General features: G+C 64.6%; 10 protein-coding genes. 4 read left to right on the top strand and 6 right to left on the bottom strand.

What is annotated here, in order from left to right:
* The first annotated feature begins 360 nt into the window (after positions 1-360).
* Complete coding sequence (locus tag VJ604_RS07550; RefSeq protein WP_324081240.1) at positions 361-984, top strand: hypothetical protein; 624 nt, start codon at positions 361-363, stop codon at positions 982-984.
* 78 nt (positions 985-1,062) lie between these two features.
* The gene (locus VJ604_RS07545; RefSeq protein WP_324081238.1) at positions 1,063-1,359 is read left to right on the top strand and encodes an MTH1187 family thiamine-binding protein; all 297 of its coding nucleotides are present in this window, start codon (positions 1,063-1,065) and stop codon (positions 1,357-1,359) included.
* 9 nt (positions 1,360-1,368) lie between these two features.
* Here VJ604_RS07545 and VJ604_RS07540 read toward each other — a convergent pair whose 3' ends face one another.
* The 4 genes from VJ604_RS07540 to VJ604_RS07525 all read right to left on the bottom strand — a co-directional run bounded on the left by VJ604_RS07540 (position 1,369) and on the right by VJ604_RS07525 (position 4,551).
* Positions 1,369-1,758: an FKBP-type peptidyl-prolyl cis-trans isomerase gene (locus VJ604_RS07540; protein WP_324081236.1), complete on the bottom strand. Its 390-nt coding sequence runs from the start codon at positions 1,756-1,758 to the stop codon at positions 1,369-1,371.
* Between the two features lie 49 nt (positions 1,759-1,807).
* Positions 1,808-2,713: an ROK family protein gene (locus VJ604_RS07535; protein WP_324081234.1), complete on the bottom strand. Its 906-nt coding sequence runs from the start codon at positions 2,711-2,713 to the stop codon at positions 1,808-1,810.
* A 165-nt stretch (positions 2,714-2,878) separates the two neighbouring features.
* Positions 2,879-3,649, bottom strand: coding sequence for a Smr/MutS family protein (locus VJ604_RS07530; RefSeq protein WP_324081232.1), 771 nt, complete (start codon positions 3,647-3,649; stop codon positions 2,879-2,881).
* Between the two features lie 26 nt (positions 3,650-3,675).
* On the bottom strand, positions 3,676-4,551 hold the full coding sequence (locus VJ604_RS07525) for an OmpA/MotB family protein (RefSeq protein ID WP_324081230.1): 876 nt from the start codon (positions 4,549-4,551) through the stop codon (positions 3,676-3,678).
* Positions 4,552-4,849: 298 nt separating this feature from the next.
* On the opposite strand from VJ604_RS07525, the gene VJ604_RS07520 reads away from it, so the two are divergent.
* Positions 4,850-6,763 carry a GspE/PulE family protein gene (locus VJ604_RS07520; protein ID WP_324081228.1) on the top strand — a complete coding sequence of 638 codons (1,914 nt, stop codon included), beginning with the start codon at positions 4,850-4,852 and terminating at the stop codon, positions 6,761-6,763.
* 3 nt (positions 6,764-6,766) lie between these two features.
* Positions 6,767-7,621, top strand: a complete 855-nt coding sequence (locus tag VJ604_RS07515) for an HDOD domain-containing protein (RefSeq protein WP_324081226.1) — start codon at positions 6,767-6,769, stop codon at positions 7,619-7,621.
* Here the strand turns inward: VJ604_RS07515 and VJ604_RS07510 are convergent.
* Positions 7,605-8,591 carry a PilZ-like domain-containing protein gene (locus VJ604_RS07510; RefSeq protein ID WP_324081224.1) on the bottom strand — a complete coding sequence of 329 codons (987 nt, stop codon included), beginning with the start codon at positions 8,589-8,591 and terminating at the stop codon, positions 7,605-7,607. The genes VJ604_RS07515 and VJ604_RS07510 overlap by 17 nt on opposite strands.
* Before the next feature lie 136 nt (positions 8,592-8,727).
* A partial coding sequence (locus tag VJ604_RS07505; RefSeq protein ID WP_324081222.1) for a DNA polymerase occupies positions 8,728-9,828 on the bottom strand: 1,101 nt, incomplete at its 5' end.

The following is a 9,828-nucleotide window of genomic DNA, read 5'->3' as shown; positions in this document are numbered from 1 at the left end:
GGGACCGCCCCGCCTCCGCCTCCGCTGCTGCCGCCTCCGCAGGCGGCCAGCTGGATCAGCGCGATGGCGCACAGTAACAGGGAACAAGCACAGACCGTCGATATGAAGTTCTTCTTTCGCATTGTCACCGTCCCTCCCTCTGTTAATGGATTCCCCCTTGGTTTTGGTAGTGATGGTATCCATAAAGTCTAGTCGCAGGAATGGGAAAGGCAAGGTCGTGCACGGGATTGGGCAGTCCTCCGTCATCCCTTCGACATCGAAGAAAGTCACAGCGAAGACGCTGTGACAACAAGAGGCGGGCATTGATCAAGAACAGGATCGCCCTTGCCAAAAATCGATGCTGGGGCATTATCTAGCACTATGGAAATCTCTCCCGATAGAGAAAGATCGGTGCACCTGCAGGTCGGCAGATTGAACAGGGTCGGCGTTGTCTTCTCCTGCCCGGGGCGTCATGAGGAAGCAGCCGGCTACCCCGCCGCCCGGGCCACCGGAAGAAACCTGGAGCTCCTGCTGGCGCTGCTTGGCGAGGCCCTTGGCCGCGACGATCTGACACGGGAGAACATTACCATCACCAACGCCTGGCCGGAGGTGGAATACCGGGAGAGGACGGGGCGGACGGAGGCGGGCGTGCGGGAGGTCCTGGCGCCGGAGAACGTGGAGAGGCTCAAGCGGGAGCTTGACGAGGTGGTCGAGTTGGTCATCTTCTGCGGCGGGAGGGCGAAAGCGCTGGCGCCGCTGCTGCGGCTGCGGCACCGCCCGCGCATGGTCTTCATAAAGCACCCCGGCCTGCGCGGACTCTCCACGATCCGAAGCGATGCCGACGGCCACCCGATTGCCGCTGCCGGTGCCGTAGCTTGCGCCGGGGGCGGCGCGGAGAGGAGAGCGAGGCAGGGGGAGAACACCAGGAGAAGGGTGGCGGTGCTGGTCGCTTCCATCTGTCAACAGCTGCGAGATCCGCAGCCAGACGACCAGGCGGGGGCGTGATTTTGCCTTGCAGCGCCGGGAGGCGGCGCAGATAGTTCCGGACAGGCAGAACAAGAACAGGAAAGGAGAATAATCACTATGAAAGTTATGATTGATCTGTGTGTGGTACCGCTGGGAGTGGGTGTTTCCTTGTCCCCCTACATCGCGGCTTGCCAGAAGGTGCTGGAGGAGGCCGGGCTGAAGACGGCACTGCACTCCTACGGCACCAACATCGAGGGGGAGTGGGACGAGGTCTTTGCGGCGGTGAAGCGCTGCCACGAGGTCATCCACCAGATGGGCGCCCCCCGCGTCACCACCACCATCAAGGTGGGGACGAGAACCGACCGCCTGCAGAGCATGGAAGACAAGATCAACAGTGTGAAGGCGAAGATGTAGAGGCCGGCGCTATTCCGACGCCGGCTCTCCGACGCTCAGCAGTTGGATCTCGAGGTCGACGTCACTGTCGGCGGGGATCTCCTCCCGTGGGTGCCGGGGGCGTTGGGGGATGTACTCCTCGACATCGCCGCCATCGCCGGGGCCGAATTCGTAGGAGATGCCGGGAGGGGATTCGTTTTCCTTGGAGAAGGGGATCAGCGGCACTTCCGCGGCGGGGATCCGGACGAGGCGCCGCTCTCCCGGCTGCATCTCGGCCAGTGCGCGTTCCAGGGTGGGGGCAATTCGGCCGGCGCCCAGCCAGAACTCCATGGTCTCCCCCTCACCGATGTGGCAGATCCGTCCGTCCTGCAAACTGCAGCGATATCTGAGCCTTACCTTCTGGGGTTTGTGCGCGTCCATGTCAGACCTCCGTTGCCCCAAACTATAGCAGACGGCCTCCTTTATACAATCAACGCTGGTCGCCGATCCAGGCGGCGCCGAACACCCCGGCGGAGTCGCCCAAGGCGTTCTTCAGGATGGGGGTGCGCAGCGCCTCGTGGAAGACGTAGCGACGGACCCAGTCGAGGCCGGCGCCGTAGAGCTCCTCGATGTTGGAGAGCCCGCCTCCCAAGACCACCGCGTCGGGGTCGAGGATGGAGATGATACCCCCGAGGCTGCGCCCGAAGTCCTCTAGGAAGGTCTCGAAGACCTCTTCGCAGCGCGGCTCGCCGGCCCTGGCCCCTTCCACGATGCGGTCCATGGGGAGTCTCTCCCCGAAGCGGGCCTGGAAGGCCCTTTCCACGCCGGAGCCGCTGATCTTGGTCTCCACGCACCCCCGGCTGCCGCAGTAGCAGGGGGCTCCGTGGGGGTCGACCGACATGTGCCCCCATTCCCCGCAGATCCGGTGGGGACCCTCCCTGACCACGCCGTCGATGCAGATGCCGCCGCCGCAGCCGGTTCCCATGATCACCCCGAAGACCAGTCCGTAGCCTTGGCCGGCACCCTGCCGGCATTCGGCGAGGGTGAAGCAGTCGGCGTCGTTTCTCACCTGCACCGGTCGTCCCAATAACCGCTCCAGGTCTGCCGGCAGCGGGTGCCCGATCAGGCAGTTGGAGTTGGCGTTACGTACCAGCCCGCTTTCGGCATCCACCGAGCCGGGGATGCCGATCCCTACCGAGTAGCGGCTGCCGCAGGGGCAAGCGGAGGCGGCCTCGCGCACCAGTTCGGCTAGCGAGGCGAGCACCGCCTCATACCCCTCCGCCAGCGGGGTGGCGCGCCGCTTCCGGAACAGGACGCCCCCCGCCGGGTCCAGCAGGATGCCCTCGGTCTTGGTCCCCCCCAGGTCGATGCCGATGCGGTACGGTCCTTCGCTCACTGCCACCCTCCGGTAACTTTTTTTGCCTCACTACACCTTCTGTCTGGTCAGACAGGTCAGAGTGTTGGAAAACAACAGGGATGAAGGGGGCAAACGGCATGAGCACAGTCATCCCGTTTATCCTCTCCATCCCTGTTTAGCGTGCTCTCTCGTCCCTATTCAAGGCTAGGCAGCCGGTTCCGGCTCCGCCTTTTTTTCCTTGAGGAAGACCACCACCGCGCCTTCGCCACCCATGTCCTGGGGAGCCTGCACGAACTCGGAGACCATCCCCTTGCCGGTTTCCCTGAGCCAGCCGGCTACCGCCGCCTTGAGCACCGGCTCGCCGGGAGAGTTGTTCCCTTTCCCGGTGATCACCAGCACCCCCTTCTGCCCGCGGTTATAGGCGCCGCGCACGAAGCGGTCGAGGTTTTCCAGCGCCTCGTCTTTGGTCAGCCCATGCAGGTCGAGCTGCAGGTCGATGCGGATGGTGCCGCGCCTGACCTGGCGCAACCGGTTGACCGGCACCGGGTGGGGCCGCTCATCCTGCTCGGGAAGCTGGTCGGCGAAGCGGACGTCGATCTTGAGCGCCTCGATCGCCTTCATGAACAGCTGGTCGTCCTCGGCGTTACGCTGGCCGCGCGCCTCCGCCTGGGCCTTGACCTGTGCGGGAGGGGGCGGGGCGGAGCCGATCCGCTGCACCCCCGCCATCGCTTCGAAGAAGAGGAGATCTTCCTCCATTTCCTCCCTGGTCTTGGCGGGCTTGGCGGGCGCCGCCTGTTTGGCCTTGGGCGCAGGCTGCCTGGCGGAGGAGGCCGCGGATTTCCCCTGCGGCGCTCCCGATTTCCCGGCACTTTCCTTCTGCTGATCGCCCCCCGCGAGGGCGACCCCCTTCAAGGCCTTGAACGGAGAGACGGAGAACTCCTTCTCCTTTGGTTTCGGCTTCTCTTTCTTCTTCATGGCCTGTTCCTGTCAGTTAAATTCGCCTACTCCTTGGCGACCAGCACGATCTCGATACGCCGGTTCTTGGCCCGCCCCTCGTCGGTATCGTTGGCTGCCACCGGCTTGTACTGCCCGTAGGCCACCGCCGCCAACAGCGAGGGGTCGATCCCCTGCTGCTGCAGGTACTTGGTAACGTTGATGGCGCGCGCGGCGGAGAGCTCCCAGTTGCTGGGGTAGCGCTTGGCGAGCCCTCCCACGATCGGGATGTTGTCGGTGTGTCCCTCGATCCTGATCGACTTGTCCTTGATGTTCTTGAGGATGTCGACCACCTTCTGCAGCACCTCCAGCCCCTCGGGCTTCACTTCCGCGTGGCCGGAGGCGAAGAGGACCGCCTCCACCATGTTGACGGTCAGCTTCCCCTTCAGCTCGGAGATGGTCACCTCGCCCTTGGAGATCTCGCTCTTCATCTGCTCCAGCAGGTCCTCGTAGGTCTTGCTGGTCTTCTGGACCTCGATCTCCTTCTGCTTTTGCATCTGGGTCAGCTGGGCCTGCAGCTGGCTCTTCTCGTCCTTGAGCTTCTTGTTCTCCTCTTCCAGGTCGGTCACCTTCTGGCTCAGTTCGCCGATCCGGCGGTTCTTGCTGTCCGAGGTGGTCTTCAGCGATTCTTCGAGCCCCTTCTTGCTGGCGGACAGGGCGTCCCGCTCGCCGGTCATGGCGGAGAGGTCCCCTTTCAGGGCCTCCACCTCCTTCTTGAGCTGCCTGTTTTCCTCCTGCAGCTTGCCATAGGCGGTCTGCTGCTCCTGCAGGTTCTTGGCTAGCCCCTCGGCCTCCAGCTCCTTCTGGTGGTAGGTCCCGCTGGTCACGCAGCCGGACAATGCCAGAGCTAACACCGCCAACATGCCAATACGACGTCCCTTCATAGCTGCTCCTTCCGGTTTGAAGTGGGCCCCCGGCCTGGTCGGTGGGGGCCCGACTTGTAATTATTGCCTGTGGGGTGGATGTTTCAATGAAAAAATTTCCGTCGTGAGCCGGGGCGTGAACGGCGAGGGGAGGTTCCTTGACATAGGGGAGGGGTGCCTATTGCACAATGTGGCGCGCATTAGCTCCCTCCAATTGGGCGTGGTATACTACAGAAATTCCCGGGGGATGTCAATGAGGAGTCTCTAGCCGGGGGCGTCATGCGAAGGGGGTGTCAGTCCAAGCGGGGGGGGGAGGGCCATGGTAAGCGAAGCAGGCGGGCGGCTTGCCGACCGCAAGGAGGGAGCTACCGATTCCGGGCTGGAGATCGCCACCTTGCTGCTCAGGTCCGGCCATCTCACCGATGAGCAGTTGCGCTACGCGCAGCGGGTGAAGGGGAAGCTCGTTTCCCAGCCGACCCTGGTGGCGGTCATGCTGGAGCTGGGCTTCTTCAGCACCGAGCAGCTTCGGGAGACCCTGCGCAGCAACATCGTCTCGGTCAAGCTGGGGGCGCTGCTGGTGGAGCTTGGCTACCTGAAGCCGGCCGAACTGCAGGTGGCGCTCGGCATCCAGCGCGACACCGACAATTCCAAGATGCTCGGCGAGATCCTGGTGGAGCAGCGCTTCATCGAGGAATACACCCTGGCCGAGGTGATCGCTTTCCAGCTCGGCTACCCCTATCTCGATCTGGACGCGGCCGAGATCGACCGGGGCCTGCTGGCCAAGGTGCCGCCCCACTGGGTCGCGCAGCACAGCTTCATCCCGGTCAGGCAGCAAAACGGCTCGGTGCTGGTGGCCATCGCCGACCCCCTCAACATGGAAGGGAGAAAGACCGCCGAGAAGTTGTTCGGTGCCGGTACCATCTTCGCGATCGCCACCCACAAGGGGATCAGGGAGGCCTTCACCACCCTGAAGCGCGGCATCGTGCAGGGGGAGGGGCCGGCCACCGACGAGCACACGGTGACCGGTATCGTGAATTCCATCTTCGAGGAGGCCTTGAAGGACCGGGCCAGCGACATCCACATCGAGCCGATGCGCGGCGTGCTCAGGGTCCGCTTCCGCCGCGACGGCATGCTCAACCTCTATCGCGACTTCGCCAAGGAGCTGGCGCTCCCCATCGCCAGCCGCATCAAGGTGATGGCCGAGGCCGACATCGCCGAGCGGAGGCGCCACCAGGACGGCCGCATCTGCTACGAGAGCGCCAAAAGCGGGGTAATCCTGGACATGCGGGTCTCCTTCTACGTGACGGTGTACGGGGAGAAGATCGTGCTGAGGCTGCTCAGCAAGAAAGGGGAGCAGCTGCTCGACCTCAAGGAGATCGGCATGCCCGCGCGCATGCTCGACCGCTTCATGGACGATGCCGTCGACACCCCGAGCGGGGTGCTGATCGTGACCGGCCCCACCGGCAGCGGCAAGACCTCCACCCTGTACAGTTGCGTCCACTACCTGAACAACCTGCACACCTGCATCGTCACCGCCGAGGAGCCGGTCGAGTACGTGATCGAGGGGATCGCCCAGTGCTCCATCAACCAGAAGATCGGGGTCACCTTCGAGGAGACCTTGCGGCACATCGTTCGCCAGGACCCGGACGTCATCGTGATGGGGGAGATCCGCGACAGCTTCTCGGCCGATACCGCCATCCAGGCGGCGCTCACCGGCCACAAGGTGCTTACCACCTTCCACAGCGAGGACAGCGTGGGGGGCCTTCTGCGCCTGATGAACATGAACGTGGAGCCGTTTCTGATCGCCTCCACCGTGGTCTGCGTCCTCTCCCAGCGGCTGTTGCGCCGGGTCTGCAGCTCCTGCAGCGAGAGCTACCTCCCCACCCCGGTTGAGCTGCGCAGGATCGGCTACAGCCACCAGGAGCTGGCCGGCGCGGAGTTCAGGATCGGCAAGGGGTGCGCCAAATGCCGCTACAGCGGCTACCACGGCAGGATCGGCATCTTCGAGGTGCTGATCATGAACGAGATGGTGAAGGATGCCATCCTCTCCAAGAAGACCTCCTACGAGATCCGCAAGATCTCCACGGAAACCACCGGCCTGGTGACCCTTTTGGAGTCGGGGCTCTGCAAGGCGGCCAGGGGTATCGTTTCACTGCAGGATGTGGTCAGGATGCTGCCCAGGATTGGGAAGCCTCGTCCGATCGCCGAGATCCGGCGACTCTTGGGGGAATGAGCGATGCAGACACGACCGTTCGTCGAAGTGATCAGGGAGCAGCTGGAGTCGGAAACCCTCAACCTGCCGATGTTCCACCCCATCGCCCTCAAGCTGCAGTCGGTGCTGGCGGCCAAGGACTTCACCATCGAGCAGGTGGTGGGGCTCATCATCAAGGACCAGGCGCTGACCAGCCAGATCCTGAGGCTCGCCAACTCGGCCATGTTCAGCGGGCTGGCCAAGGTGACCACCATCACCGAGGCGGTGGTGCGGCTGGGGGCCCGGGAGATCGCCTCGGTGGCCATGCTGGCCTCCCAGCAGAACAGCTACCACAGCTTCACGGTCCCCGACATCAAGAGCCACTCGCAGCAGCTCTGGAAGCACGCCATCGGCTCGGCCATCGGCGCGAGGTGGCTGAGCGAGAAGACCGGCTACAAACAGCTGGCCCAGGAGGCCTTCATCGCCGGCCTGCTGCACGACATCGGCAACCTGCTGATCCTCAAGGTGATGGAGGGGATATCCCTGGCGGAGCAGGAAGGGAAGGGGGCCCCCTCGCGGGAGCTGATGACGGAGATCATGAGCGCCATGCACACCGAGTCAGGGTACGCGCTTTTGCAGAAATGGAACCTTCCGGAGGTCTACTGCACCATCGTCCGCGACCACCACAAGGAGCAGGCCGACACCAACAACGTGCTGCTGAGCCTGGTGCGCCTGGTGGACAACACCTGCCGGAAGCTCGGGATCGCCGGCAACCCCGACCCCCAGCTGATGCTGGCCGCCACCGTGGAAGCGCAGGCGATGGGTATCAAGGAGATACTGCTGGCCGAGCTGGAGATCATGATCGAGGACGCCATGGAGATGGTCACTTCCGCTGCCTGAGGAACTCCAGCATGGCCTGGTCGAAGAGCCGCGCGATCTCCTGCTTCTCGCCCCGCTCGCGGGCCACCAGGGTGGAGCGGACCTGGCAGCCGAGGAAGGCGGTCAATAGCAGCAGGCCGACCGCCAGGCGCCGGGCGCCGAGCGAGGGTTGGTAGGGAGCCGGGGCGGGGGCTGCCGGCCTGACCGGCTGCTGGGAAAGCTGCCACATCTGCTGGGCCGAGATGTAGGCGATCAGCCGGTCGCGGTCGGCCTCGTCGATGAGCCGGTAGCGGAGCGCGGTGCTGAAGTGGTCGCGATCGGCGGAGGCGGTAACCTGCACCACCTCGCCGACCACCTCCAGCACCTTTCGGGGTGGGGGAAGGTAGATACCGAGCTCCACCAGTATCCCCGGGTGGAGCCGTTCTTTCATGTTGAGCCGCATCCCGCCGCCGCTGATGTTGACCGCGACCGGGGGGGCGGCTTCTCTTCGTTCCACCCCGGCCAGGATCTCTTTCCTGAGTGAGTCGAGTTCCGGGGCCTCGCCCGGGTCGGGTAGCTGGGAGGCGAACTCAGCGGCCCAGCGGCACTGCCGCCAGCGTTCCCGTATCTCCTGCGGGAGTTGGGAGGGGGGGAGCCGGAAGTCCAGCTGAAGGGAGAGGTCCTGGCGGTAGAACTCCCGCTGCTCGTAGGGGGCGACCTGGTCCAAAAGGCGCAGCACCAGGCGGTGCGGCCTCTTCAGGGCGATCAGGCTGCCGTTGCAGCCGAGGCCGCTGGTGCCATCCAAGAGGTTCAGGTGGATGGTGCGGCCGAGCTGGAGGCAGGCCTGCGGGTGGAGCAAGTCGCGGGAGAGTTCGATCTCCACCAGGTCGCGCTCAAGCGAGCAGACCTTCCCCCATTCCTGGAAGGGCGCCCCCTCTGCAAGCGGTACCGCGAGCCGCACCCTCCGCCCGGCGAAGAACTGTTTGGCGTATGCTGCCGATTCCCCTGACATGGCCCTCCCCCGGCTGGACGCAATCTAGACCAGTCTACAGCGGAAAAGGTGGGGCGCAACGGCGAGCGGTAGGGGCCCAGAGCACAAAAAAAGGGCACCCACGGGGGTGCCCCTACAGCTCGTTGCGAGCCTTCAATCAGTGTGCCTCGCTCCAGTTCCTGCCGAAGTTCAGATCGACCTTGAGCGGCACGGCGAGCGGCAGCGCGTTCTCCATCTCGGTCCTCACCAGCTCCTCCATCAGCTCGCGCTCCGCCTCCGGGACCTCGAAGACCAGTTCGTCGTGCACCTGCATGATCAGCCGGCTCTTCACCCCTTCCTCGCGCATTCGGCGGGTGACCGCGATCATGGCGGCCTTGATGACGTCGGCCGCCGATCCCTGGATCGGGTAGTTGGTGGCGTTTCGCTGGGCGAAGGCGCGCACGTTGCCGTTCTTGCTGGCGATGTCCGGTATGGAGAGCCTGCGACCCAGGATGGTGGTCACGAAGCCGCACATCTCGGCCTCGCGGATGCAGTGGTCCAAGAAGCTCCGGGCGCCCGCGTGCCGCTCGAAGTAGCTGTCGATGAAGGCCTTGGCCTGCTTGGGGGTGACCCCCAGCTCCTTGGCGAGGCTGAAGGCTCCCTGCCCGTAGATGACGCCGAAGTTGATCACCTTCGCCTGGCGCCTCATCTCGGGGGTGACCATCTCCGGGAACATCCCGAACACCTCCACCGCGGTCCGCAGGTGAATGTCCTCGCCCAGGGCGAAGGCCTCCCGGAGCACGGGGTCGCCCGACATATGGGCCAGCACGCGGAGCTCGATCTGCGAGTAGTCGGCGGAGAGCACCAGGCTTCCCGGCTCCGCCACGAAGGCACGCCGGATGCCGCGCCCCTCTTCACCGCGCACCGGGATGTTCTGCAGGTTGGGCTCGCTCGACGACAGCCTGCCGGTGTTGGTGACCGCCTGGTTGTAGGAGGTGTGCACCCGGCCGGTGACCGGATCGACCATCTTGGGAAGCGCGTCCGTGTAGGTCGACTTGAGCTTGGAGATGCTCCGGTACTGCAGAAGGAGCTTGGCCACCTCATGCTCATCGGCCAGCCGCTCCAGCTCCTCCACATTGGTGGACCAGCCGGTCTTCCCCTTGGTCTTTTTCCCCACCGGCAGCTGCATCTGCACGAAGAGCATCTCCCCCAGCTGCTTGGGGGAGTTGATGTTGAAGGGGCCTCCCGCCAGTTCGTGGATGCGCGCCTCCAGCTCGAC

The organism is Geomonas sp. (assembly GCF_035254065.1).
Classification (GTDB): Bacteria; Desulfobacterota; Desulfuromonadia; order Geobacterales; family Geobacteraceae; genus Geomonas.
The sequence above is the reverse complement of the archived record's forward strand: the minus strand, read 5'-3'. Positions and strand labels throughout refer to the sequence as shown.